Here is a 26,444-nt window from a genome sequence, read left to right on the forward strand (position 1 = left end):
TGGCGTCCCCCAAAAACCAGCCGCAAGAGGCGCGGCCTCTGGACTCAGGCGTTCGTGCCGCCATCGACTGTCAGGCTGGCTCCAGTGATATAAGACGCTTCCGGTCCAGCGACGAAGGCTACCATCGCTGCGATATCATTGACATGCCCGTAACGTTTAAGAGCCGTGTTGGCGATTTGAGGAGTTGCCCAGTCGCCCGCAGCCGGATTCAAATCCGTGTCAATCGGGCCGGGTTGCACATTGTTGACAGTGATGCCTCGATTTCCCACCTCTCTGGCCAACCCTTGCGTGAACATCTTGACCGCTGCCTTCGTTGCCGCGTAGGCCGCCAGACCGGGCGTCATATTCCGCTCGCCCACGCACGAGCCGATTGAAATGATGCGACCGCCGTCTTTAATGTGCTTCAGCGCAGCCTGCGTCGCGATCATCACGCCGCGGAAATTGAGGTCAATCACATGGTCCAGTTCCTCCAGCGTGGCCTCCTCGAACGGCTTGGGAATAGCCGTACCGGCATTGTTCACGAGTATATCCAGCCGGCCAAAGGCCGCGACGGTCTTTTCAACGGCGGCCTTGACGGCGGCGGCATCCGTGGCATCCGCTTGAATCGCGATTGCCTTTCCGCCTGCCCGTTCAATTTCTTTAACAACCGAGGCGGCTGCTTCCGCGCCTTTTGTATAAGTAACTCCTACGCGCGCTCCATCGGCTGCCAGCCGCTTGGTAATCGCCGCGCCAATTCCTCGCGAACCGCCGGTGACTATTGCGACTTTGCCCGCCAATTTTTGTCCATTGTTATTGCTCATATTTTTTCCTTTTCTATTTTGTTATCTGTTGTTTTTCGTTGTTTTTTGGATGTGAGATTCACACTTTTCCTCCAAAGCTGACTGCGAGTATAGCCCTGCCAATCCCTGTCAAAGCGCCGGTTATAAGTACGGTTTGCTTAGTCATAACTCCACCTTTGCATTTGTTAAATTAAAGTTTTGAGCCGCCATCCACATGAAGGATATCGCCTGTGATCCAACGCGCATCGTCTGAGGCCAGAAAAGCGATGACGTCGGCAATATCTTCGGGCTGCGCGACGCGTTTGAGCGCCTGCATGCTTTCAGTAAAATCGCGACCTTCGTCGGTTTTTGCAAAGCTCGACATATCTGTTGCAACCACGCCCGGAGCCACGGCATTCACGCGAATGCCACGGTCACCAAGTGCCGCCGCAAAATGTTTGACGAGCGTAGAGATGGCTCCTTTGGTTGCAGCGTAGGCCGCCAAAGTACCGACAGCGGCATGGGCTGCCAAAGATGACAGCAAAATTACACTACTGCCCTTGTGCATGGTTGGCAGCAGTTGCTGAACCAAAAAGAAGGGAGCTCGAACATTGACGGCAAACAGTTCATCGAAGTCCTCGATTGTCGTGTCCTCAAAGGTCGCGGATTTTGCGATTCCGGCATTCGCGACCAGAATATCCAAACGATCACCGATGAGGGCGCGCACTTGTTTGGCCAGCTTATCCGGGCCATCCGCCGCCCGCAGGTCGGCGGCGATCTTTTCAGCGCGTCCGCCGCCTGAACGGATTTCTTTGATCACGGCTTCGGCTTCTTTGATGCTGTTGCTGTAGTGGACTACAACCTGAGCCCCAGCCTTAGCGAGGGCCAAAGCTGTTGCCCGACCAATGCCGCGTGAAGCGCCAGTAACCAAAGCGGTTTTTCCAGAGAGTACAGACATATTTAGGTCCCCTTTTTCAGAGTGTTGAGTGTTTGTTGTTTTCAAGCTGCTACCGCAGGAAATACAGCTTCCCTGGCGATAGCCCAATTCAGGAACTGGTTAGCATGCGCTACGAACAATTCCGGGTATTGGTAGAAAGAGCCGTGATTCGCGTCCGGATAGAGGATCAGCTGGGAGTTCGAAATCAACTGTTGCATGATGTAAGAGTTCACCGTTGGCACAACGACATCGTTACTGCCCTGAACGATCAGGGTTGGCTGTTTGATGTTCTTGACCTGCCCCCGGCCTGCTTCGCCAAAGGCGACATATTTGCCGATTGCTTCGCCCTGAGCTGCTATAGCTTGAGCGCTGACTTCCGGGTCACGGTCTTTACGCAACCATTTGCGTTTTAAGAATTCACGCCCGGCAGCTTGGCTTATTGCAGATGGTGCAAAGTGAACCGACAACCACATATCTTCCGGTTGCTCATAAGTGGCCGAGAAAATATCCTGTGACTTGCTGGTTGACATATCAGCGCCACGGGGGCCGGTGCCAACAAGGATCAAACGGCGGACAAGTTCTGGAGCCTGAAGGGTAATTTCCTGTGCGACCATGCCGCCGATCGAGAAGCCGAGGACATCAACCCTGTCCAATCCAAGCGCCTTGATAAAGGCAATCGCGTTGGCACCCATTTCAGGAAATGACGTTGGGGCTTCGCCTGAGCTGCTCGAGACACCTGTATTGTTGAACAGGATAACTTCACGTTCTTTGGCCAGGCCATCGGTCACTGCCGGATCCCAGTAATCCATCGTGCCGGTGTAGTGCTGGTTGAAAACCAGAGGAACGCCACTTTTTTTGCCGAATTGGCGATAGGCAAAGCGAATGCCATTGGCTTCTACATATTGGGTTGGTACTGTCTCATGGGTATGGTTTGTCATATTAGTCTCCGTTTTGTTGTATGGCTTAAAATTTACGCATCAGCCGATTGTTGATAAAATATCGTTTGTTATCAGTGTTGTATTTAACTCATGGACCTAAACTATCTAAAGTTTGCCACTTTGAAAAAGACCTTGTTGGTTGACTTTCCATACCTATAAGGCATGGTTAAACGGATGGAACTCAGACATCTTAAATATTTCATAGCTGTCGCCGAAGAGGGCAGTCTAACAGTCGCTGCGGAAAAGAGACTGCATACGGCGCAGCCATCCTTAAGCCGCCAAATACGCGATCTGGAATACGAAGTTGGCACGCCTTTGTTTACGCGTAGTGTGCAAGGCGTCGAATTAACGGCGGCGGGGCGAGCCTTTATTGATCATGCGCGCCTTGCCGTTACACAGGCCGACGCCGCGCGCGATGCGGCAAGGCGCGCCGCGAAACCGGCCAACAAGACATTTGCGATAGGGTTTCTGATGGGGCAGGAAATCAATTGGCTGGCCGAAGCGACACGCATCATCGCCAGCGATTTGCCGAATATCGAATTAACGGTGTCCAGCCAATATTCCCCGGATTTGGCAGAGGCTCTTTCATCGTCGCGGCTTGATCTCGCCTTCATGCGCGCCGAGCCAGGCTGGCCTGAGCTTGATTATATCACGATCAGTTCTGAACCTTTCGTCATGATTATGCCCAGCGATCATCGCCTTACCAAACACAAGAAGGTTGATATTCGCGAAATCGCCGGGGAAATTTTTATTGGCGCTTCCGATATCGCGGGCCCCATGCGCCGCAAGATCGAAGAATATCTGGCGGCAAACAATTTGGATATCAAGCCTGCACACCGTATTCACAACCTTACAATGGCGATGTCATTGATCGCGTCAACACGGGGTGTCGCCATTTTACCTATGTACGCATTGAATTTTCTTCCCTGGTCCGTGACCAGCAGACCGCTTAAAGGTACGCCGCCAACAATTGATCTGGTTGTCGGCTACAAAAAATCGAATACATCGCCGATATTGAAAAGCTTTCTGTCTCGCGTCGATCAACTCAAAGAAAAACCGCCGTCTTTGTCCTCCAAGGTTATCCTTAAGAGATAATTCTAGTAACTCCATAAACGCAATGGTTCTGGCGTACGGATCGATATTACCGAGACGGAAGGAGATATGGCAGATGCTTAGCCGCCACCCGGATTGCGGCCTAACCAGTGTCAGTAAAACTGTCAGTGAAAGGTCATTCTAGTAATGAAAAATAGTGAACGGGTCGGTCCTAATTATTTACCCAAAAAAAGCGCTGCTGGCGCGCGACGCGAATATGCTTGCTCCAGCGCATGACAACGGCAATCGTTGATCGTCACCCGTGAGCACAATAAACAAAATCATTTCCATAATACTTTGGACTCTACTGCGTCCAACATGCGCAATGGTTGTTGCGGCCCTGCTATTACCCTCTAATGGCGCAATCGCTCGTGACCTATCCGCCGAACAGGTGTTAAAACCACACATTCAAGCTGACTGGTGGCAAATCGCCGGCGATCCAGATCTGGGTGAATTAACCTCTTCCAAGCAGCAACCGGTTGATTTCGCGGTCTGGCAGGCAACGGACGGGAAATGGCAGCTTTGGTCCTGCGTTCGCGGCACCAAGGAGCCGGGAAACACTCGCCTCCTCTATGCCTGGGAAGGCGAGAAACTGACTGATCCAAACTGGAAGCCAAAGGGCATTACACTCCGCGCTGATCCAAAGATGGGCGAGCACCCGGGCGGTCTGCAAGCCCCCTTCGTCTTCCGCGATGGCCGACGCTTCGTGATGTTTTACGGCAGTTGGGACCATATCTGTTCCGCAATTAGCGCAGATGGAAAATATTTTCAACGTCATCTCAACAGCGAAGACAAAACCCCACTCTTTGGCGAAACATCCGGCAACACGCGTGATCCCATGCTCATTCGCATCGGCAATCTCTGGCATTGCTATTACACCGCCCATCCTGAAAACAAAGGCACGGATTACTGCCGCACCTCCAGCAATTTGCTCGATTGGAGCCCGGCGCACGTCGTCGCAAAAGGCGGCCAGGCCGGCGAGGGACCGTGGTCAGCCGAGTGCCCATTCGTCGTTGAACTCGAGCCGGGAAAATTCTATTTGTTTCGCACGCAACGCTATGGAGCCAATGCGCAGACCAGCGTCTATTTTTCCCACGACCCGCTCGATTTCGGCCTAAACAATGACAAAGACCATTTCGTTTGCACACTTCCAGTCGCTGCTCCTGAAATCATTCACCAGATAAGCAATGGTTCATTGCCGCACTTCTGCCGAGCCTGAAGGGAATACAAGTGGCTCGACTCACATGGGAAAAATAAGCGAGAGGAACTATACCGAATGCCAAAGGAAATTTCCGGATGACAGGAGGGATTTTGGTTTGATTAAGCGGCTGGCCAAAGTAATTACACTAAAGCTTCAATCCCCACGTTCTCGTATTGATCGCCCCAGGGTTACTTGCCCCTGCTAACCATTCACTTTTAGAGCAGATAGGCCGACGGTTAAACGAGTCTCTTGGCGTGGTTGCCAAGGCTCTCCAATTTATCTTTAAATTCACCACGTCCTGAATTGGGCGAAGTTATGTTTGCAATAACCAGGAGCGATGGAATGTTGAGTTAGACGGCGAGCCAAGAAGCACCGTCGGGAAGGCCGGCATCGAAAGGATACTGGCCTTTTTTATCTTTGGATTCCCACCGTTGCCAAGGCACTTCTAATTCGCCATACTGCACCCAAAGATTAGCCTGAGTGGGGTTGATTTCCTGAATGGCCAGTTCCAGAAATGGGACTGGCCTTTTCACTTCGCGAAATGATTTTTCGGTTAGGTTGAGTATAGGAGGCTTCTATGAACCACACCGAACCACCAGAAGATAAAAAAGCGCTTCCAAAAGAATTCTATACGTTTGCCATAAAGCATATGCTTGATGGAGAATCGGCAGCCAGCATTCAAAAGAATTTTACCGAGAACGGATTGCCTTCGGACCTGGCCATGCACATAGTTCACAGAGCAGAGTCGGAATTATCTCACGTCCACTGGCTCAACAGGACGAGCAACCTTTCGCACTTCATTTGTGGATTGGGACTGAATTTTATACTTTGCTTATTTGCGACCGCAATGATTTCGGTTTTAACAAGCCCCGATTCAAATACTGGCTACCAACTCGGACACCCAATTGGACATGGAATTGGGCTGTTCGTTTCCGCCATGGCTACACAACTGAAATTACAATATCTTTTCGCCGGAGCGTTCACGGGTTACTTGCTTTACATCCTTGTTCTCGCACAAGAAATCGGAGCACTTGATTAGCATGGACGTGAACGGGTCGCTTCTTGATAAACCAACGCCAACATCATCGCCACTATTACCGGCAACCTCTCCCTGCCCCAAACCTGGAAACCTTCACCCATTTGTAAATTCCCCAACTTCAGGTATAATACTCCGACTGAGGCAGATCATCATTACGGACAGTGCATTTGGTTAAGGGCAAACTTATGGCAGACCAGAGCGATACACCTTATTTGCAAATCCGTTTCCATCTAGCCGATGGTTCGATTCAGGAATTTCTTCAGGACAACGAAACCGCCGCCCGGCGCATCTTCGAAAACCTTCGTCCCGCCCAGCTTTTCAAACAGGCGCGGATCATGATCGCGGGCACTTATTCAATGACCGCCTTCATCCCCTCCCATATCAGCAAGATCGATCTCGTCGCTGCTGATCTGGCCTGTTGGGAATTCCCCGCCAAGCTTTCCGACGTCGTCGAACTTTCCGAGGCCAAATTCCGCGAACTCTCCGGGCTCGATACCGAGACTTTGGAAAAACGCGGCCAAACCCGCATCCCTGGCGATTCCTTCGTCGCCTTCCTCGACCTCGAAATGCGGAGCGCAAAACATGTTTATCTGATGATTGAAGGCGCGGTGGATCTGCCCGCCGAACGCTTCAGCCGGCTCCAACTCCTCCTTTCCAATACTCATCTGCACGCACGATTACCGGAGGGAGGCTTGTGCATTGTGAACCTTGCCAACCTCGTCCGCTTTACCGTCTATCCCGGGCCGGCCGAAGCGCCTATGGACGCCTGGTGCGCGCACCATAAGCAAACGCCTGACCCGGCTCTCGTTTAAATCAGTCGCCCCATGCCTCACAGACACATCGAGGCGCTCTTGAGAGGTTTGTCCACACCGAGTTCATATTATGACAACCGCCATCCAGCAAATTCCGGGGAAAATCGGCCCCGGTCCGCACTTGCTGGTTATCGTCGCGATTTGCCTGTGTCTGATCGGCTGCAAAAAGAAGGAGAATAAACCCGCCCCGCCTCCGCCCGATGTTTTGGTGGTGACTGTGCAACCAACGAACGTTCCCATCTACGCGCAATGGATAGGCGTTCTGGATGGATTGGTAAATGCACAAATCCGGGCGCAGGTAACCGGCTACATCCTCAAGCAGGACTATCTCGAAGGCTCGCAGGTAAAGAAGGGAGATTTGCTGTTTGAAATTGATCCGCGCCCGTTCCAGGCCGTTTTGAACCAGGCAGAAGCCAAGCTTGCCCAGGATCAAGCCCAATACACCCGGACCCAATTGGACGTCAAACGTTACACGCCACTCGCCAAGCAAAGCGCCATCAGCCAGCAGGAACTCGATAACGCCATTGCAGCCAACCTCGCCGCCAGGGCTCAGGTCCAGGCAGACGAAGCGGCAGTGGAAACCGCGCGCTTAAATCTTGGCTTCACGAAAATTATTTCGCCCATCGATGGCGTGGCAGGAACGGCCAGAGCTCAGATTGGCGACCTGGTCGGCCCCAACAGCAGCAATCCGCTGACGACCGTTTCCACCGTCAATCCCATGAAAGTTTACTTCAACCCCAGCGAACAGGAATACCTCGCTTACCGGCGTCGCCACGTCAACCTGGCTGAACGGCAAAGAAGCGAACAGGAACTGGCATTTGAACTCATCCTGGCCGACGGCTCAATCTATCCTGAAAAGGGAAGGTTCGGTTATGTCGACCGCGAGGTGGATATCAATACCGGTACCATCCGCATCGTTGGCCTTTTTCCCAATCCCAATTACATCCTCCGTCCCGGTCAGTTTGGGCGCGTGCGGACCCAGACCCAGATAAGAACGAATGCAATCGTAGTGCCGCAACGGGCCGTGGCCGAACTTCAAAGCATCTACCAGATCGGCATCGTCGATGACCAGAACAAGGCTCACCTGGTCGCCGTCAAAACCGGAGACCAGATCGGTTCAGATTGGATTATTGATAACGGCCTCAAACCAGGACAACGGGTCATTGTCGAAGGCGCTCAAAAAGTCCGGGATGGCCAACCGGTAAACCCAAAGCCTTTTACCCGCCCCACTCCCAGCGAGAAAAAGAATCCTGCTGAAGGCGGAAACACCAACTCACCACCAACCCAAACCAACCAACCACCATCAAGAAATCAAGAAAAGTGATGCCGCCTTCTTTCACATCATCTAGCAGAAAAAACCGCTCCATGACAGCAATCTCGCGACAACCCAAAATCGCTCCAGACATTAAAGCCGTTCGCCCCTCTCCTCGGGGAGCGGATCAAGGTGAGGGGGACAACGATACAAACCAGCCCGCCCGTCCTTCGCGTAAAGCCCCTGAGAAGCCAGACCTTTTCTGACCATGTACCGCTTCTTCATCAACCGTCCCATCGTTGCCATCGTGATCGCCATCGTGATGGTCATTGTTGGCGGCGTGTCCATGTTGCAGCTTCCGATTTCACAATTCCCCAACATCGTTCCTCCAGAAATCCGCATCCAAACCACCTACCTGGGTGCCGACGCAGAAACCTTGGAACAGTCAGTGGCCACCCCCATCGAACAGCAGATGAGCGGCGTGGATAACATGAATTACATGTATTCCATTAACGCCAACAATGGCGTGATGCGTCTCGTCGTAAACTTTGACATCAAAACAGATCCCAATATCGATCAGGTCCTGACTCAAATCCGCGAGAACCAGGCCGAATCTCAATTGCCTCTCGACGTCCGGAACTTCGGCATCAGCTTGCTGAAGTCTCCCACCACGCCCCTGATGCTGGTCAGCCTTTTTTCTCCCAACGAAACCCACGATGATATCTTTCTGGCAAACTATGCTTATATCAACATGGTGGACCAGCTCAACCGGGTTAAGGGCGTTTCAAACATTCAGGTGTTTGGTGCGGGACAGTATGCCATGCGCTTCTGGGTGAAGCCCGACCAACTCGCCAAGCTCAACATCACCATCAATGAAATCATCGTCGCGGTTAATAACCAAAACACGGTCAACCCTGCAGGCCAGATCGGCGGACCACCGACTCCGAAAGGACAGGAATTCACTTATGCAGTCAGCGCTCAGGGCCGGCTGCAAACAGAGAGGGAATTCGGCGCCATCATCCTTCGGGCCAATCCCGATGGCTCCGTGGTGCAGCTCAAGGATGTTGCCCGTATTGAATTGGGCGCCCAGGTGTACAGCCTGAAGGGCCGTCTCAACGGCAAACCAGCAGCCGTTCTGGCGATCTACCAGCTACCCGGCTCAAATGCGTTGGATGCCGCCGATGGCGTGAAGAAACTACTGGCTGAGTTGAAACAACGCTTTCCCTCCGATCTCGATTTCGTCGTCTCCCTCGATACCACCCGGGCAGTTTCTGAAGGCATGAAGGAAATCGTCAAAACCTTGTGGGAAGCTCTTCTATTGGTGGTGATTGTCGTGTTTATTTTTCTGCAAGGATGGCGGGCCACTCTCATTCCCTTGCTGGCGGTGCCCGTCTCGCTGATCGGCACTTTCATGCTTTTCCCAATCGTCGGTTTTTCCATCAATACTCTTTCGCTTTTTGGCCTCGTTCTCGCCATTGGCCTGGTGGTGGATGATGCCATCGTGGTCGTCGAGGCAGTGGAACGTCATATCGAAGAAGGACTCGACCCCAAGGCTGCGGCATTAAAAGCCATGGAGGAGGTGTCTGGTCCTGTCATTGCCATTGCCATCATCCTGGCCGCCGTATTTATTCCGACGATTTTTATCTCCGGCATTACCGGCCAGCTTTACCAGCAATTCGCCGTCACCATTGCCATCTCAGTGATTCTGTCCGCCTTTAATGCACTCACCCTCAGCCCCGCGCTCGCCGCCAAGTTGCTCCGGCCGAGAACGAAATCGCGCGGACCATTGCAACGTTTCTATGACTCGTTTAATCGTGCTTTCACCCACGCAACTCATGGTTACGTCCGCCTGAGCGGCCTCCTGATGCGCAAAGTCGCACTAAGCCTGCTGTTGCTCGCCGGGGTTACCATTCTGGCGCTTTTTCTGGGCAAGAGAATTCCCACATCCTTCCTCCCGGAAGAGGATCAGGGTTACGTCTATCTCAACGTCCAGCTTCCCCTCGCCGCTTCACTCGATCGCACGGACGAAGTTTGCAAACAGGTCGAGAATATTCTGAAGAATTCACCCGGCGTCCAATATTATACCACCGTCATGGGCTTCAGCCTCCTGAGCGGCGTGCAGAGCACTTACAACGCCTTCTTTTTCGTCACCCTCAAGCCATGGGGAGAACGCACAAAGCCTGAAGAACAATACGCGGCCATCAAAGCCCACTTGAACAAGGCCTTAAGCGCCATCCCGGCAGCAACCGCATTTGCTTTTCCGCCGCCAGCCATTCCCGGAGTGGGTTCCTCCGGCGGCTTCACATTCATTCTCGAAGATCGTTCCGGGCAGGATCTCGCTTTCCTCAATCGGAACGTGAATATCTTCATGGAAGCAGCGCGTAAACGCCCGGAGCTCGCCAGTGTGACCACCACTCACCTGCCAAATGTCCCACAAGTTTTTATGAATTTGGATCGTGACAAGGCCTTGAAGCAAGGTGTCAATTTGAGCGAGGTCTATCGAACCATGCAGGCGTTCATGGGCGGCTATTTCATCAATTACTTCAACCGCTTCGGGCGCCAATGGCAGGTCTATGTCGAAGCCGAGGATGAATACCGCGCCAAGGCTGAGAATGTCGGCTTGTTCTACGTCCGCAACAGCCAGAATCAAAGCGTTCCCCTCTCCTCACTCACCAAGGTTGAATCCCGGATTGGTCCGGAATTCATCATGCGCTACAACGCCTACCGCTCTGCCCAGATCAACGGCAACGCCGCGCCCGGCTATAGTTCCTCCCAAGCCACCAAAGCCCTGGAGGAGGTCTTCGCCCAGACAATGCCTCGCGAGATGGGCTTCGATTATCTCGGGATATCCTTTCAGGAACAAAAGGCTGCTCAAGGTGTGAAGCCGTCAGTTGTGTTCGCGCTTTCAATTGTCTTCGTGTTTCTCATCCTTGCCGCACTCTACGAAAGCTGGTCCCTGCCTTTCAGCGTGTTGCTGACGACCCCCATCGCGGTTTTCGGCGCTTTCGCAGCCCTCCTGGCCCGCCGATATGAGAACAATGTCTATGTGCAAATCGGGTTGATCATGTTGATCGGCCTCGCCGCCAAGAATGCCATCCTGATCGTGGAATTTGCCAAATCGGAATATGAAAAAGGCAGATCTATTACCGATGCCGCGCTCACCGGCGCTCGCATTCGCTTTCGTCCCATATTGATGACTTCCTTTGCCTTCGTGCTTGGATGCGTGCCTCTCTGGCTGGCGTCGGGCTCAGGAGGTGTCGCCCGCAAAACGTTGGGAACCGTGGTCATCGGAGGCATGCTCAGTGCCACCCTGTTGGGGATTTTCATCATACCAGTCTCCTTCTACGTGGTGGAAAGTCTCATGCAACGCTTCAGCAAACGTCGTGAGGGAAATCCGCCGCGCGAAGGCGGAACGCGCGAACCTGAATAACCATGAACAATCAGGCACAGAAGCCTAATGATCGCCTGGCCCCGTCGAAGACGCGGTCAGGCATTCGCGTCATCTCGTGCTTCTTGTTGGTAGGGATCCTCGCATCGACAGTGATTCTGGTTGGATGTGCAGTCGGGCCGAATTATAAACGTCCAACCGTTAATTCCCCCAACAATTTCCGCAGCGCCACTGGCCCTCCAACCACCAACTCCTTCGGCGATCTGCCATGGTGGGAGATTTTTCAGGATGATACCCTTCAAAACCTGATCAAGATAGCTCTCACGAACAACTACGACATTCGCGTGGCGGCAACCCGGGTGGAACAAGCCCGCGCCATTTATGCGGAAAACCGGGCCGCTTTCTTTCCACAACTCGGATATCAGGTTGGTGCCAGTCGAGGCAAGAATGCCCTTTTCACCACCCCTTTCTTCAATAACGGCAGAGTGACCAGCGACTACATTGGCGCTGGAAATGTTTCCTGGGAAATCGATCTCTGGGGGCGCATTCGCCGCCTCAACGAAGCAGCGCAAGCTCAATACTTCGCCAGCCAGGAAGCACGCCGCAACGTCATGATTACGCTTATTGCCGATCTCGCCCAGTCATACCTTCAATTGCTCGCTCTCGACCGGGAACTCGAAATCACCCGTCAAAACACTGCCTCTTTCAGCGACAGTTTAAAAATCTTCAATCAACGTCTTGAACAAGGGGTCGCGTCCAAACTGGAAACCTCCCGCGCCGCAGCGGCATTGGCTTCCACCGCCGCAAGCATTCCCGATCTTGAACGCCAGATTGTCATCCAGGAAAATCAAATCAGTGTCCTCCTCGGACAAAATCCCGGTCCTGTCTTCCGCAATAAAAATCTGCTTCAGCTCACTCTTCCCCCCGATGTTCCGGCAGGACTGCCTTCTTCGTTGTTGCAGCGTCGACCTGACATCCGCGAGGCCGATCAACTGTTCCGCTCTGCCAACGCGCAAATCGGTGTGGCTGTTGCTGATTTTCTTCCGGTTCTAGATCTGACCGCCTTGTTGGGCGCCGTGAGTCCTGAACTCTCCGCAATCACCTCTGGCAAATCAGGTCTTTGGAGTGTTGCGGGCAGCCTCACCGGCCCGATTTTTCAAGGTGGACGTCTGGTTGGCCAATACCACGCAGCGCAGGCAGTCCGCGAACAGGCGCGGCTGAGCTACCAACAAACAGCCTTAATCGCCTTTCAGGAGGTTTCCAATGCCCTGATCGCCCGACAAAAGTTCCAGGAGATTCGTGTTCAGCAAACTCTCTCAGTCAGTGCTTATGAAGAAGCAGTCCGAGTCTCAACTCAGCGCTACCTTGTAGGTCAGGCCAGTTACTACGAATTGCTCGAAGCCCAACAACAACTCTTTCCCGCTCAGATTTCCCTGGTTCAAACCCAGCTCAATCAGTTCCTGGCCGTGGTACAGCTCTACCGTGCACTCGGCGGCGGTTGGCAGCCTGAAGTGGAAGCCAAAAAGCCTTGATATGTATTAGCTTATTGAATAGGCTCCTCCCGCGAGCGACCATATAAGTATTTGGTAAAAAGATGTTTATGAAGCACAAAAAGCTCCCCTATTTCGGATTCTGAATAAAAGCCTACCCTCCCGGTCTAATCTGCCAACGACAGTTGAACCTGACTGCCACCATATTATGAAGCATGTAAAACTCCTGGGATTGATGGGTGTGATTGCTTTCCCGATGATCTCGGGATTCGCCCAAACTCCACCCGCACCCACTCAACCCGTTGGCGCCCCAACTCAGGCGCCGCCAAACACTCCAGTGGTTCTTTCCACAACGGCCGGTGAAGTGGTGAAACTCGTCGAAGCTGGCTCCAGCGACGATGTGGTCATAGCCTATGTCCAGAATTCGGGCTCCACTTACAATCTTTCTGCGGATGAGGTGGTGTATTTGAAAGACCTCGGTGTTTCTCCCCAGGTTGTGACGGCCATGCTGAGTCACGACACCGAACTGCGGAGTCAGAACCAGCAATACACCTATAATCAAAGACTCTATCCCGCGACTCAGGCTCCTGTTCCAATAACCCCTGCTCCCCAGCCTGCGCCACCGGTCGAACCGGCTCCTGCTCCCGCCCCCGAAGTGCAAGTGGCACCCGCTGCACCTGCGCCGGTTTACGTCAGCAATCCTCCCGCACAGGTGAATTATTTTTACAACGACCTCTCACCATACGGCAGTTGGGTGCAGGTTGATGGCTTCGGCTGGTGCTGGCAGCCGCGCACAGTAGTGACGGTCCACGGCTGGCGCCCTTACTGCGATGGCGGTCACTGGGTTAACACGGATGCCGGTTGGTACTGGCAATCGGACTACTCCTGGGGCTGGGCCACCTTCCATTACGGCCGCTGGCACTTGCATGAACGTTGCGGCTGGGTCTGGATTCCCGACACTGTGTGGGCTCCCGCCTGGGTCACGTGGCGGGCGGACGAGGGCCATTGTGGATGGGCACCGCTGCCTCCTCACGCCGACTTCGATATTAGACTCGGCTATCGCTTCAACGGTGTAAGCGTCCGGGCTGATTTCGATTTTGGCCTCCGTCTTGATCATTTTACTTTCGTTGCCGTAAATCACTTTGGAGACCGTGACCTCGGTCACTATCGGTTGCCGCCGACCGAAGTGAAAAACGTCTACAACCACACCACCATCATCAACAATTACGTGGTGGAAAATAAAACCATCGTGAATCGTGGTCTGCCAGTGGAACGCGTTTCCGCCGCGACCCACAAGGAATTCACCAAGGTGACAATTCGTGATCTCCCCGCCAACTCTGGAACGACTATCAGAAAAGAAGTAGTGGATAAAAAAGCTCCGGTCATCTATCGCCCGCAGCTGCGCCCGGAGCCGGTGGTGCATAAGGAAACCATTGTAGCTCAGAAGGTGGATGAAAGGCATCCGGTTATTCAGCACAAAGAGGTGATTGCCAATACCAAGGTCGTGCAACCGCAAGCTCCAGTGCATGTCAGTCAAAATCAAAACACTCCCGTGCGCCAGCCTCAGGTTGAGAAACCTCAGCCCGCCCCTCAAAATCAAAATCGTCCGGGCTTTGATAACCGTCCCGTGGCGACTTACAATCCGGCCGTGCCGAAAGATCAGCATTTGCCACCGCAGGCGAAGCAGCCACAGCAGCAGCAACAACAACAACACCAGCAGCAGCGTTATACTGCAAACCAGAATCCACACGTATATTCCCCCAAGAGTGCCAACCAGGCAGCAGAAATTCCTCGCTGGCAACGTCCGGACGGAAAACAGAATATGAACCAATAGCACTTAGCACTTTTTCGCGGCGACTTGATTCGCCGAAAGATTCACCGGCTTGTGATCAGTTCACAAGCCGGTTTCTTTTTTCCATCGTTTGAAGAGCCGTGACAAACAAAAAGACTCCTTTTAATCACCGGGTTGGCCGCCCTGTAAATTTGCCGTTACAAAAATTCTTCTTGGCATTTTCTCAAAACGGGATTAACAACACCACGCTCTTTGAAAACGATGAACAAATAGTTCATCTGCAATACAATCAAATGTCAGGGAACCCCGTGAGAATCGGGGACGGTTACGCCACTGTAACGGGTTACAGACTCCCACAGCCACTGGTCAACAGCCGGGAAGGCGGGAGCGAGATTCGAAACCCCAAGTCAGGATATCGGTTTGATTGTGCTCGTCGTGATTCTGCAACGCAGAATCAACTTCTCCGTCAAGAGAAGGATGAGGCCAGCCTGCCGATCTGTTTTCGTCAGGATTCGCTGAATGCCTTCATTCCCCGTTTTGCCGGAGTCTGAAGGTTTTTCTATGCCCTGAAATCTTCGGTCTCCGCACTGGTCTCTCAATCATCAACCCTCCGCACCCGTCCGCGGAAAATTGAAAGATCAGTCATGAAAAAAGTCTATTCACTGTTGCCAGCTCTGGCTGGCTTGTTTGTTCTCTCCAACGCTCAAGCTGTTTCCCTGGATGATGTCCAGTTGTGGACTGGCACCGGCACCAATCGCGCCGCGATGGTGATCAACTGGACTTCGCCTGAAGTGCACAACAACACCAGCGTGCCAAACCCCGCAGCAGAAAAATCGTTGGTTTGGGGATATCGCTGGAACGGTACCGCCACGGCCGAAAACATGTTTAATGCCATCGTCGCCGGCGATCATCGCCTGTTCGTCGCGGCAAGCGATCCCTATCCTGGATTCGGTCCCTTCATTTATGCCATTGGTTACGATCTGAACAACAATGGAGTGTTCGGCATTCGTATTGGAACCAATGTTTTTGCCGAAAACGCCTTCACCAACGGCCTGCGCGTTTTCACAACGGAAGATGCCGACAGCGCACAATCGCTCGATCCAGGCGATCTGTACTGGAGCGGACAATACGGAGCGAACTGGGAGATGTGGCAGGAACATGGCGGCACAGGCGGCTTCACCAATGCACCAGATCGCGGACCAAATCCTTACTGGACGCCGCTCGATACAACTTATTTTTCCTACGGACCTCATGGTCAATGGGATTACACCTCGGGCCTGGAACTGGTCACCTTGCACGACGGCTCGTGGGTTGGCTTTACTGTTTCGGCGGGCGGATTGAATTACTCAGACGATAGTGATCCTGGAACAATCGCCTACGATTTTCACAAACACGCTCCAGCGACTCCGGAAGCTGTTTCCATCGTCAGTTCCTACGCTGTGCAACTGGTCGCTTCACAGGGGCCATTTGGTCCATCCCCCTATGATGATCCGACTACGGTTCTTGGCGCCCCTTCAACGCGTTTTTATGAATCAGCCTCCAAACCCGCCACCAGGGTGAAATTAGTTGAAGCAGTTTACAGCACCGCGCCTGATCGAACGAACAAGTTGATCGTTACCTTGAACAACGGCAGTTCGATCATCGCCAAATTCAACCAGCCGGTTTATGACAACCCGGTTAATCCCTACGGCATCGATTTTCTAGTGTTTGGAAATGCATTTTACTCCGGTGGCGGTTTCAGCAGCGATGCAGCGAACATGAACACTTTTACGCTTGGCACCGGCGGCTTTTATGAACCTACCAAGGTTTCCGTCAGCCCTGGCTTCACCGGCAAGCCGGGGGAAGACGCAAACGATCCCGCCACATGGCCATGGTATCGGTATGACAATGGCCCTTACGGCGACTCGGATTTTCCAACGCAGGCCTATAAATGGAATCGAGCCGGCACGAACTGGACCGATGAAGTGATGGACTTTACCAAACCGGTAAACCCTGCCATGCGCGCGAGCTTCAGCGCAGGTGGCTTGACTGCCGCCGATGGAATCGATTTGTACGATGGCTCGGGCGGTGGCACCGGATTTGATCTCAAGGAATCGGGTTTTACCTCCATTCAATACATCAAAGTTGAAGGGATCAGCCCAGGCTTCAGTGCTGGCGAAATCGATGCGATTTCCATTGTGCGACCGATGACTCTCGGCGATGAACTGACCATCTCACCCGCAAATCTGACCAACAATACGGCACAACTATTCTTTCAAAAAGCCGGCAACACTGTTCAAAACTTGTTATCGGTCACTTTTACTTCCGTCAGCGACATCGCAAAAATCACCACATCGCGACTGGATAATCCCGCCGCCCTTTATCCTGTTGCCGGGAATGTGATGAATGCGATTCAACTTGTTGTATCACCTGTGCTGGGAACAACCCTTGCCAGTTATCAAGCTGACGTCGCCTTGTCAGCCGGCAATTACGTTGGCAACGGAAGTGATTTGCGCGTCTTCCAATGGAACGGCACCAATTGGACCACACAACCGTTCCTATTCAGCCCGACCAATAACGCAGTCGTCGTGCAGAGTGTCACGAACCTTTCGTCTTTTGCGGTCACTCAACTCATCCCGCCGCAATTGAGCATCCGTCCGGGCACGAATGGTTTTGTGTTCCAGTTCACTCCAATACCCAATTGTCCGCATGTTTTGGAGCGCTCGACAGACTTCATCAACTGGAATCCTGTCACCAGCTTTGTGGCGACCAACGCCCAACCGATGATGTTGGAAGACCACGCCGCCCCCGTTGACAAGGCATTCTACCGGCTGCGCTTGAATCCCTGAGTAATCCAGTTGAATTTGGTCTGCGGAATGGTCCGTTCCGTCTTGGACGAATGCAACTCATGGCCTGGATAAAGTCAATCGCTCGCACTCTCCTCCTCAAAACAGGAGGAGAGGTTGAGAGTAACATGACTGGTCTTCCAAACTACGCCGTGCCTGTGGATCGTTCAGCGCGACAGCAGGCGTTTACTTTGATCGAACTCCTCGTCGTCATTGCGATCATCGCGATCCTGGCTGCTTTGCTTCTGCCTGCCTTGAGCCGCTCCAAGGAGAAAGCCAAACGCATCCAGTGCGTGAACAACCTTCACCAGATGGGCATCGCGGCACTTGGTTACGTGGATGACAATGCCGACCGTTTCCCCATTGCTTATTACGAAGCAGAAGTGAATGGCGTGACTTGGTCCTACGCCTGGGACCTGACCACCGTTGAAGGCGATCCGAACACCGTGATTCCTGGCTTGCTCTGGCAGGGGCAAACCACCATGCAGATCCAGCAATGCCCTTCATTCACCGGCGGCGCAAATTGGCTGACCGATCCCTACACCGGCTATAATTACAACACCAGCTTCATTGGCCACGGCCAGTTCGAAAGCATCCCGGAACCCGCCAAAACTTCCGATGTGCAACACCCCGCGCGAACTGTTGTGTTCGGCGATGGACAGTATTCCGCCGGCGCAAACAAATTCATGCGGGCACCGTGGGCAAATCCCGGCGATGAATCCTTCAACGGCCGCTGGTCCGGCACACAAGGATTTCGCCATCAACAGCGCAGCAACGCCGCTTTTGTTGATGGCCATGCCGAATCGTTGCGCGATCGTTATACGGAAAACGAAAACGGCTCCAATAATGTCGCCCCAGCGACGGGATTTCTCTCGGCCGACAACTCCCTGTACGATCTTCAATAAAGAGCCCATCAACCAGCTGTAGATGAGATGAGTGAAGGACTATCAAAAGAATTTGACGCGGGACATTGTCCGTTGTGCAATCAACCAAACCATTGCCAACTCTGCACTGAACGGGCTTACAAAGGCCCCTGTTGGTGTATGAGAGTGGAAATTCCCGGCGCCCTGTTGGCGCAAGTGCCGCCGCCATTGCGGAATCGAACTTGCATTTGCCAGGCTTGTGTAACGGCCTTCCACCGACGGCACAAGACCGTTGCGCAACCGCTCTTACCCAACGATTTCTATTTCGATCCCGGAGGGCTGCTGGTTCTCACCGCCGCATACCACCTGCGCCGCGGCTTTTGCTGCGGGAGCGGTTGCCGTCATTGTCCCTATAAGGAAAACAAATCCAAGGCACCCGGAAATAACCCGCCCCTGCCATGAAATGACAGGGGCGAAAATTGCCATTTAAGCCCCTACCTGCTTCCGAATCGCATCGCAGATGGATTCTGAAAGCCGTTCCAAAGCCACCGCGTCCGGTCCCTCAATCAACAAGCGAGCCTTCGGCTCAGTTCCGGAATAGCGCAACAGCACTCGCCCACCGGAGGGTTTCACTTCAGCCTCGGCCGAGGCCACCAGTTGCAACACACCATTCATTTGCTCAAAAGGCTTCTTCTCCCGCACCTTCACGTTGGTGACCAGTTGCGGATAGCGTGTCCAGCATTTGGCAAGCTTCGAAAGCGGGCGCTCCTTGGCCTTCATGATTTGCAAAATTTGCAACGCGCAAACCAAACCATCCCCCGTGGTGCTGTGCTCACCGAAAATCATATGACCGCTTTGCTCACCGCCAAAACTATAACCATGGCGCAGCATCTCATCGATCACGTTCTTGTCGCCGACAGGTGTGCGGAGCATTTTCCCGCCTTTGGATTCAATGGCCTTGTCGAGCCCGGCATTGCTCATCACGGTACTGACGAGGGTCTTGTGCGCGAGCGAGCCCCTTTCCAACATGTCCAACCCCGCAATCGCCATGATGTCATCCCCGTCGATCAATGTCCCGGTTTCATCACACAACAAAACGCGATCGGCATCGCCATCATGCGCAATGCCCAGTTGCGCCCCATGTTCCCGGACTTTCTGACACATCTGTTCGGGATGCATTGAACCGCAATCCTTGTTGATGTTTGTGCCGTCAGGTTGATTGCCATAAACGATTACCTGCGCACCCAATTCACGCAACACGCAGGGTGTGGATTTGTAAGCTGCGCCATGGGCGCAATCCACCACAATGCGCATCCCTTCCAGCGTCATCCCCCGGGGAAATGAGGCCTTGGCATATTCAATGTAACGCCCCAGGGCATCATCGATACGAACTGCCTTGCCCACTTCACTTGCCTTGGGCCGGAGACTTTCAACATCGCCGCCAAAAACAAGTTCTTCGATCCGTGCCTCCACCCGGTCATCCAGCTTATAACCGTCCGCTCGAAAGAACTTAATCCCATTATCGTCGTAGGGATTGTGCGAAGCCGTAATGACAATGCCCGCGTCCGCACGCAAGCTGCGGGTCACATAGGCGACTCCGGGCGTCGGCAATGGGCCAATGAAAAGCACATCCACTCCCATCGAGAGTATTCCCGCCGAGATGGCATTCTCGAGCATGTAGCCCGAGAGCCGGGTATCCTTGCCAATAACAATCTTGTGTTTACCCCGGCCGCGTGATTGCGATTCGAGATTTTTAAACACGTATCCGGCAGCCCGTCCAAGTTTCAATGCCGTTTCGGCGGTAACTGGCTCCACGTTGGCTGTTCCGCGTACTCCATCAGTACCAAATATTTTCTTCGGGGCAATCATTTCGATATTCTTTCTTGCTGAATTATTTTTGGCCAGTTATTCGCTCCACACTGACATAAATCGGTTTTGTGCTCACGACCTTCAGGTCTTTGGGAACCTGCACTTGAATGTCTTTCCTAAATTCCTTTTCTTCCGCCGCTTCGCTTACATCCACCACGGCCTGTATCTGCTTGGTTTGCAGTTTCTCCAGCACATCGGCAGTGCCGCTGACTTCAACAGTGACTGTCACCGGGCTGATCCGGTATCGATTCGTATTGGCAGCCGAGGTTTGTAAAATGATCGGAATCGATGCAAAGCTTCGCGTGCTGGTCGTAATCACCGGCGATTGCCTCAGGGTCTGATCCTTCTGGAAGGCAGTTTGAATGGTAAACCACGTAAGCGCCGCCAGCAACACGGACAAAAGCTTCCACCAGAAATTATGTAAAATGTAATCGCGTGCTGCCATGCCTATTTGGAGCCGGCTTTTACTGCCGGGGCTTGCGGAATATGCCGCTCACCGATCAATTTACGAAGCCACTCAATCAAACTGCGGGATCTGCCACTCTTGACGAATACCGAAGTCAGGAATGCGCGCAGTTCTTCCTGGGTCACTCCGCGCACGAGTTGCCCCTTGTACGCATAAGAGGTGAGCCCCGTTTCCTCGGAAACCACCACCACAATGGCATCCGTTTCTTCCGTTAATCCAATCGCCGCCCGGTGACGTGTGCCAAGGGTTTTGTTCAGGTCCTGACGTTGGGTGAGTGGAAAAATGCAGGCGGCATAAGTGATGCGGTCTCCCTTGATGATCACTCCCCCATCATGAATGGCATTGTTGGGAAAGAAAATGGTTTCCAGCATTTCAGGCGTGGCCTCGCAATCGACCACAAGGCCGGATTCCACCACCTCCTGCAGTTGAATGGCTTGCTCCAGGGCAATCAGCGCTCCAATTTTTACCTCCGCCAACCGCTCCACGGTTTGAATGATGACTTCAATGTTCTCACGCTGTTCCCGTGCCGTGTAGAAGAGGCGCAGGTTTCCCAACTCTGAAAGCATGCGCCGCAACTCAGGTTGGAAGATCACCAGAATGGCGAATGCCGAGAAAGCGAAGAATTTACCCAGGAGCCAGCTAACCACCTCCAGCTTTAGGACCCAACTGACAATCGTAAAAAGAAAGAGCAGCAGAAAGCCGATGATCACGGACCACCCGCGTGATCCCTTCACGAGCATGAAGGTATAGTAGATCCCTATCGCGAGGAGCGATATCTCCAACGCGGGGCGCCAACTATTTTCCAACATGGACCAATTTAACGACATTTATAAGGTGATGGCCTCCGCCATTCTCAGTGCTTGTACCGTGGCTGCAACGTCATGCGTCCGAAACATCTGTACTCCTGCCTCAAACGCCGTCAGGGTGCAGGCGAGAGCTCCCGGCAGACGGTCTTCGGCGGCAACTCCCAGCAATTTACTTATGAAGGATTTGCGTGAGACGCCGAGCAGCAACGGTCTCTGTAGAGTTGTAAATCTCCTCAGGCTTCCGAGCAACTGCAAATTGTGTTCCAGAGTCTTTCCAAAGCCAATTCCCACATCCAAAATGATCTGTTCCGGACTGATGCCCACTGCCTGCAGGTCAACAATTTTCCCGTTGAGGAAAATCCTAACCTCTTCCACCACGTCCTGATAAGTAGGTTTAACCTGCATGGTTGCCGGGCTGCCTTGCATGTGCATGGCCACATAACCAACCCCGGTCTCAGCCACAATTCGCCACATTTCGCCATCGGTTCGGTTTGCCCCCACATCATTAATGATACTTGCACCCGCCCTCACCGCCGCCCGTGCCACACCAGGCTTAAGGGTGTCGATGGACAGAGGAATGTTGATTTGAGGCACCAAAGCCTCGATAACTGGCATAACCCGCCTCAATTCCTCCTCCTCGCTGACGGGCTCTGCTTTGGGCCGGGTCGATTCTCCTCCCACATCGATGATATCAGCCCCCTGCTCTATCAAGTCCATGGCATGTCTCACGGCCGACGCATTGTCAAAGTACTTCCCGCCATCGGAAAAGGAATCAGGCGTCACATTTACCACCCCCATCACGAGGGACGGTCGCGGAAAAACATATTTAAATTGGCCGGCTCGTAAAATCATCGTCATCGCTGAGTTGGTCTGTCGCCTGGCAGATGCACGCAGCGTGGGTGCCTATATCAATGGCACAAACGCCTGACTCCGTCGACAAAATCCAACGTCTGACTCCAATTTTACTCCGCCCGATTTCTGCTCGACTCAAATTCAATGCTCAGCCCATCCCCGCCATATGACTTCCGCTGCTGAGTTTTTTATCAACCCCAATTCGTCGCTCTCCCCAATAAACAAACCAGCAAAACTGAATTTTGCTTTACTTAGCCCGCTCGATCAGCTCGATCTCGTAGCCCTCAGGTGCATCAACGAAAGCAATGCCGCCGCCCTCCGGGCGCATATGCGGACCGTCAGAGTACTTATATCCCTTCGAGGCCAGATGCTTGCCGAACTCCTCTAGACTGTCCACCTCGAAAGCGAGATGGGTCAGATCCGGTTGCACCTCGACCGGGCCACTGCCGGGAAAATAACAAAGTTCAATCAGTTCTTCACTTTCCGGCGCTTTCATAAATGCCAGTTCCGAGCCACGCGATGACTTATGACGCCGGGTTTCTTCCAAACCGAGAATCTCGCGATAAAACTTCACGGTGCGTTCCAGGTCATTCACACGATAGCGGGTATGCAGGAGTTTCTTCGCAATAGTCATGGCCAAAGAATACCCTTCCTTTGAAAAGTGGCAATTGCATAGAGCGCGACATTTTGGAACCCGGTCGGACCGGGGTGGGTTAATAACCACTTGCCCCTTTCCTTGCTTTTCGATAGGAAAGTGGCCGTGGTACGAATTAGGAATTGGATTGCTGTTTTGTTGTTACTCGGAGTTTTTGCGCCTATTTCTTCCTACGCGCAAATTGACCCCGTCAAACGCGAGTTGGTGCAGATGGGTTATAACCAACCTTTCGAAGGTAAGCCGCCCATTTCCGGTTATGCCTTCCTCTATTATAACCAGCCTTCCTTCATGCGTACCAATCTGACCCTGCGCCTGGCCGTGGCGCCGGTTTATATGGACTCGGAATTGGGATTCAGCGGCCTGCTTTCCGAGCATACTGACCTCGGCATCGGTGTCTTCGGCGGTGGTTTTGCCAACAGCTACTCAGAAATTCGTTCGGGAAAACTTTTTGATGAGGAATCTTTTACAGGTGACGGCGGCGGGGCCGAGGCGAGCATCTATCATTTGTTCAACCCGGACCAACGCATTCCCCTCAACGCGATTATCCGGGGCGAACTCAGCTACGCCGCCTATAGACGGGACAGCGAGACAGCGCCGAACTTTGTGTTGCCCAATGATGGCCCCACCGCCATCGTCCGCACCGGTCTGCGCTGGGGAGGTCGCGAACCATTGCTGACTTCGGATGCCGCCTTGGAACTCTCAGTTTGGTATGAAGGGCAGTTCCGCCTGAATCCCGGCCCCTACGGCTTTGCCGGAGACCGGAATCTCAATCCCAGCTCGCATCTTTTTTGGGGTCGAGCTCTGTTCGCGTACACACTCCCGAAGAGCGGACAGAATATCGCCGTAGCCATTACCACTGGCGCGAGTGTTAATGCCGATCGTCTGAGCGCATTTCGCCTGGGTGGCGTCCTGCCCCTCTCTTCCGAGTTTCCACTGATCCTCCCCGGTTACTATTTCCAGGAAATCAGCGCCACGCGTTTTGCCATGTTGAACGGCAGTTATTCGTTTCCTTTGGATGAACACAAACGCTGGTCCATTACCACCGTCGGCAGTGTCGCGGGTGTGGATTATCTTAAAGGACTAAATCAGCCGAATGACTTTCTTTCGGGCGTGGGGGGAGGCATTACTTATCGCTCTTATTCCGAGGCATGGCAGGCATTCCTGGGCTATTCGTATGGCATAACCGCCATCCGCTCCGGCCATCACGGTGCCAATGCCATTGGCTTGCTCGTGCAGTTTGACCTGGAACGTCACAAGGAAAATTTTTACGACCCGGGTGACCGCACCGGCTTTTCCCGCGGCTTTGATCGCATCATGCGCAGCTTTCAGTGATCAGCGAGCCATCACCTGAAGCACCGCGATCATCGCTTCCCTGCCCGCGATCATTTTCCCAAGTCGTTCTTTTATTGAATTAATGGTGGCTGCTGGTGTCTTGAGATAATGGCATTAGCTTGCCCCATCCTGAAGATGGGTGTATGGATTTGACGGGCATTACTTATGAAAAGACTTCAATTTTTCCGGGTTGCGGCGCTGGGTTTGATTCTTGCAGGAATAATTTCCGGCTGTGGTAAGAATGAGGGAAGTTCATCTGGCACAGGAAGCACAACGCCCCAAAAGTCCGAGAGTGGTCCACTTCCCGAACCGCCGCTGGTTGCCAAATCCGAGCCGGGTGTTCCCGGAGGGCGATTGGTTATTTCCAGTTTTGGCGATCCCAAAACTTTCAATCCCATCACTGCCAACGAAACCTCCTCGACTGACATTATTAACAGGATGTTTGCCGGCTTATTAACTGTTGATGTCCCCACCCAGGAGATCCGTCCCGGCCTCGCGGATACTTGGACGGTTGAACCGGATAACAAAACTTACACATTCCATCTTCGTAAAGGCCTTCGCTGGAGCGACGGCCAGCCCCTCGATGCTGATGACGTCATATTCACATGGAATGATGTCATCTATAATACGAATATTGTTAATGTCGTGGTGGATCAGTTTCGTCTGGGCGGCAAGGATTTCGCCGTAACCAAAGTGGATGACCTAACAATCAAGGTGGTTACCCCGGATATTTACGCTCCCTTCCTGATGTTCTTCGGAGCTGTCGCCATTGTCCCGAAACACATTTTGACCAAGGATGTGGAAGCAAAAAGATTCGAATCGGCTTACGGCATTAATGCCCGGCCGAATGAGGTTGTAAGTAACGGGCCTTTTCGTTTAAGGGATTATAAACCCGGCCAATACACGCGCCTGGAACGCAATCCTCACTTCTTTGAAGTGGACAGCAAAGGTGAAAGACTGCCTTATTTTAACGAAGTGGTGTACACTGTGGTTCCAGACCAGAGCGCGATTTCACTGCGTTTTCTAAGAGGAGAAGCCGACCTCCAGGAACTGGTGCGGCCTGAGGAATACGATCGGTTCAAGGAGGAATCGGCCAAGGGACGTTTCCAACTACTGGATCTTGGGTTGGCTTCAGAACAGGATTCTCTCACTTTTAACCAGAATACAAATTCAAACCCAAAAACCGGGAAGCCCATAGTCGACCCGGTAAAATTGAAATGGTTCCGCAACACTAAATTTCGTCAGGCCATCTCCTTTGCCATTGATCGGGAAGCCATCGTAAGGTCCGCGCTGGGCGGCCACGGCGCTCCCAGATATGGCTTCACTTCACCGCAAAATAAAAAGTGGTTCAACCCGGACATCAAGACTTATCCCTATGATCCAGCCAAGGCCCGCGCACTGCTCGCCGAAATTGGCATCAAGGATCGGGGCGATGGAACGCTTGCTGATTCGGAAGGCCATCCAATCGCATTCGTTATGAACACCAATGCCGGAAATGATCGCCGTCAAAAAAGCGCTGTCATCATTCAGGAGGACTTGAAGCGCCTCGGCATCCAACTGATTTTTCAACCCCTCGAGTTTAACCTTTTGATTGATAAATTCTCGAACTCCTTTGATTACGACTGTATTCTTCTCGGCTGGGCGGGCGGCCCTCCCGATCCCGCCTATGAGATGAATGTAGTAAAATCAAGCGGCTTCAGTCACGAATGGTTCCCACGCCAAAAAACTCCCTCAACTGAATGGGAGGCTCGCATCGACTTTTTGATGGATGAACAGTTGAAGACTCTCGACCAGGCTCAGAGAAAGAAATATTTCGACGAAGTTCAGCTTATCCTTTCCGAGCAGATGCCCATGATTCCGACGGTTTCCATGCAGGCCTACTCTGCAGTCCGTTCCGACATCGGCAACGTTCGCGGAACCACCCTCGACCCAAATCGGCTGACTTGGAATCTGGAAGAACTCTTCTACAAGAAAAAGTAAGTAGACGTTCTCCTCAAACTGTTTCGCTCGTGCAAGACAGAAGCCGCGTGCTTCATCGCGGCAACTGCTCCCGCGCAAACAGAGAATTTCTTTTTAC

Annotated in this window: 23 protein-coding genes and 1 riboswitch; of the genes, 14 read left to right on the forward strand and 9 right to left on the reverse strand. The window is 52.9% G+C overall.

The annotated features are described in order from the left end of the window. Positions 1-44: 44 nt before the first annotated feature. From CFLAV_RS03380 to CFLAV_RS03390, 3 genes are all read right to left on the reverse strand, one after another. The gene (locus tag CFLAV_RS03380) at positions 45-800 is read right to left on the reverse strand and encodes an SDR family oxidoreductase (protein ID WP_007413213.1); all 756 of its coding nucleotides are present in this window, start codon (positions 798-800) and stop codon (positions 45-47) included. Between the two features lie 169 nt (positions 801-969). After that, positions 970-1,716 carry an SDR family NAD(P)-dependent oxidoreductase gene (locus tag CFLAV_RS03385; protein WP_007413214.1) on the reverse strand — a complete coding sequence of 249 codons (747 nt, stop codon included), beginning with the start codon at positions 1,714-1,716 and terminating at the stop codon, positions 970-972. Between the two features lie 41 nt (positions 1,717-1,757). Next, a complete protein-coding gene (locus CFLAV_RS03390; RefSeq protein WP_007413215.1) occupies positions 1,758-2,633 on the reverse strand; it encodes an alpha/beta fold hydrolase in 876 nt (291 codons plus the stop codon). 174 nt (positions 2,634-2,807) lie between these two features. Between CFLAV_RS03390 and CFLAV_RS03395 the strand changes: the two genes are divergently transcribed. Both CFLAV_RS03395 and CFLAV_RS03400 read left to right on the forward strand, forming a co-directional pair. Then, positions 2,808-3,728 (forward strand): LysR family transcriptional regulator, encoded by a 921-nt coding sequence (locus tag CFLAV_RS03395; RefSeq protein WP_050785619.1) that lies wholly within the window; start codon positions 2,808-2,810, stop codon positions 3,726-3,728. Between the two features lie 388 nt (positions 3,729-4,116). Then, positions 4,117-4,944, forward strand: coding sequence for a glycoside hydrolase family 32 protein (locus CFLAV_RS03400; protein ID WP_160164473.1), 828 nt, complete (start codon positions 4,117-4,119; stop codon positions 4,942-4,944). A gap of 332 nt (positions 4,945-5,276) precedes the next feature. Here the strand turns inward: CFLAV_RS03400 and CFLAV_RS03405 are convergent, their stop codons facing one another. After that, positions 5,277-5,459 carry a hypothetical protein gene (locus CFLAV_RS03405; RefSeq protein WP_040546692.1) on the reverse strand — a complete coding sequence of 61 codons (183 nt, stop codon included), beginning with the start codon at positions 5,457-5,459 and terminating at the stop codon, positions 5,277-5,279. 44 nt (positions 5,460-5,503) lie between these two features. Between CFLAV_RS03405 and CFLAV_RS03410 the strand changes: the two genes are divergently transcribed. The 9 genes from CFLAV_RS03410 (at position 5,504) to CFLAV_RS37540 (ending at position 18,849) form a co-directional block, all read left to right on the forward strand. Continuing rightward, entirely contained in the window at positions 5,504-5,965 is a 462-nt protein-coding gene (locus CFLAV_RS03410) for a hypothetical protein (protein WP_007413218.1), read from the forward strand. 185 nt (positions 5,966-6,150) lie between these two features. Next, positions 6,151-6,777 (forward strand): hypothetical protein, encoded by a 627-nt coding sequence (locus CFLAV_RS31745; RefSeq protein WP_007413219.1) that lies wholly within the window; start codon positions 6,151-6,153, stop codon positions 6,775-6,777. 70 nt (positions 6,778-6,847) lie between these two features. Beyond that, complete coding sequence (locus tag CFLAV_RS03425; protein ID WP_007413220.1) at positions 6,848-8,101, forward strand: efflux RND transporter periplasmic adaptor subunit; 1,254 nt, start codon at positions 6,848-6,850, stop codon at positions 8,099-8,101. A 196-nt stretch (positions 8,102-8,297) separates the two neighbouring features. Then, the gene (locus CFLAV_RS03430; RefSeq protein WP_007413221.1) at positions 8,298-11,459 is read left to right on the forward strand and encodes an efflux RND transporter permease subunit; all 3,162 of its coding nucleotides are present in this window, start codon (positions 8,298-8,300) and stop codon (positions 11,457-11,459) included. Positions 11,460-11,461: 2 nt separating this feature from the next. Next, entirely contained in the window at positions 11,462-12,949 is a 1,488-nt protein-coding gene (locus CFLAV_RS03435; protein WP_007413222.1) for an efflux transporter outer membrane subunit, read from the forward strand. Between the two features lie 166 nt (positions 12,950-13,115). After that, the gene (locus CFLAV_RS31750; RefSeq protein WP_007413223.1) at positions 13,116-14,741 is read left to right on the forward strand and encodes a DUF6600 domain-containing protein; all 1,626 of its coding nucleotides are present in this window, start codon (positions 13,116-13,118) and stop codon (positions 14,739-14,741) included. 232 nt (positions 14,742-14,973) lie between these two features. Then, positions 14,974-15,137: riboswitch (cobalamin riboswitch) on the forward strand. A 206-nt stretch (positions 15,138-15,343) separates the two neighbouring features. Then, entirely contained in the window at positions 15,344-17,527 is a 2,184-nt protein-coding gene (locus CFLAV_RS03450) for a hypothetical protein (protein ID WP_007413225.1), read from the forward strand. A gap of 59 nt (positions 17,528-17,586) precedes the next feature. After that, the gene (locus CFLAV_RS35400; protein WP_050785616.1) at positions 17,587-18,429 is read left to right on the forward strand and encodes a DUF1559 family PulG-like putative transporter; all 843 of its coding nucleotides are present in this window, start codon (positions 17,587-17,589) and stop codon (positions 18,427-18,429) included. A gap of 27 nt (positions 18,430-18,456) precedes the next feature. Further along, the gene (locus tag CFLAV_RS37540) at positions 18,457-18,849 is read left to right on the forward strand and encodes a cysteine-rich CWC family protein (RefSeq protein WP_083808744.1); all 393 of its coding nucleotides are present in this window, start codon (positions 18,457-18,459) and stop codon (positions 18,847-18,849) included. A 24-nt stretch (positions 18,850-18,873) separates the two neighbouring features. Here the strand turns inward: CFLAV_RS37540 and glmM are convergent, their stop codons facing one another. Genes glmM through folP form a run of 4 tightly spaced genes read right to left on the reverse strand, consistent with a single transcriptional unit; the run spans position 18,874 to position 22,326 of the window. Beyond that, the gene (gene glmM / locus CFLAV_RS03465) at positions 18,874-20,256 is read right to left on the reverse strand and encodes a phosphoglucosamine mutase (RefSeq protein WP_007413228.1); all 1,383 of its coding nucleotides are present in this window, start codon (positions 20,254-20,256) and stop codon (positions 18,874-18,876) included. A 22-nt stretch (positions 20,257-20,278) separates the two neighbouring features. Further along, positions 20,279-20,701, reverse strand: a complete 423-nt coding sequence (locus CFLAV_RS03470) for a CdaR family protein (RefSeq protein ID WP_007413229.1) — start codon at positions 20,699-20,701, stop codon at positions 20,279-20,281. A gap of 2 nt (positions 20,702-20,703) precedes the next feature. Beyond that, on the reverse strand, positions 20,704-21,549 hold the full coding sequence (gene cdaA, locus CFLAV_RS03475; protein ID WP_007413230.1) for a diadenylate cyclase CdaA: 846 nt from the start codon (positions 21,547-21,549) through the stop codon (positions 20,704-20,706). Then, positions 21,550-22,326 (reverse strand): dihydropteroate synthase, encoded by a 777-nt coding sequence (gene folP, locus CFLAV_RS03480; protein WP_192812791.1) that lies wholly within the window; start codon positions 22,324-22,326, stop codon positions 21,550-21,552. Here folP and CFLAV_RS36365 point away from each other — a divergent pair. Next, positions 22,244-22,456, forward strand: coding sequence for a hypothetical protein (locus tag CFLAV_RS36365; protein ID WP_192812792.1), 213 nt, complete (start codon positions 22,244-22,246; stop codon positions 22,454-22,456). The genes folP and CFLAV_RS36365 overlap by 83 nt on opposite strands. A gap of 171 nt (positions 22,457-22,627) precedes the next feature. Here CFLAV_RS36365 and CFLAV_RS03485 read toward each other — a convergent pair whose 3' ends face one another. Continuing rightward, the gene (locus CFLAV_RS03485; RefSeq protein WP_007413232.1) at positions 22,628-23,014 is read right to left on the reverse strand and encodes a VOC family protein; all 387 of its coding nucleotides are present in this window, start codon (positions 23,012-23,014) and stop codon (positions 22,628-22,630) included. Between the two features lie 126 nt (positions 23,015-23,140). Between CFLAV_RS03485 and CFLAV_RS03490 the strand changes: the two genes are divergently transcribed. Next, positions 23,141-24,367: a hypothetical protein gene (locus tag CFLAV_RS03490; protein WP_007413233.1), complete on the forward strand. Its 1,227-nt coding sequence runs from the start codon at positions 23,141-23,143 to the stop codon at positions 24,365-24,367. 165 nt (positions 24,368-24,532) lie between these two features. Next, positions 24,533-26,347, forward strand: a complete 1,815-nt coding sequence (locus CFLAV_RS03495) for an ABC transporter substrate-binding protein (RefSeq protein WP_007413234.1) — start codon at positions 24,533-24,535, stop codon at positions 26,345-26,347. Positions 26,348-26,444 lie beyond the last annotated feature (97 nt).

It is taken from the genome of Pedosphaera parvula Ellin514 (assembly GCF_000172555.1).
In the GTDB taxonomy this organism is placed as follows: Bacteria; Verrucomicrobiota; Verrucomicrobiia; order Limisphaerales; family Pedosphaeraceae; genus Pedosphaera.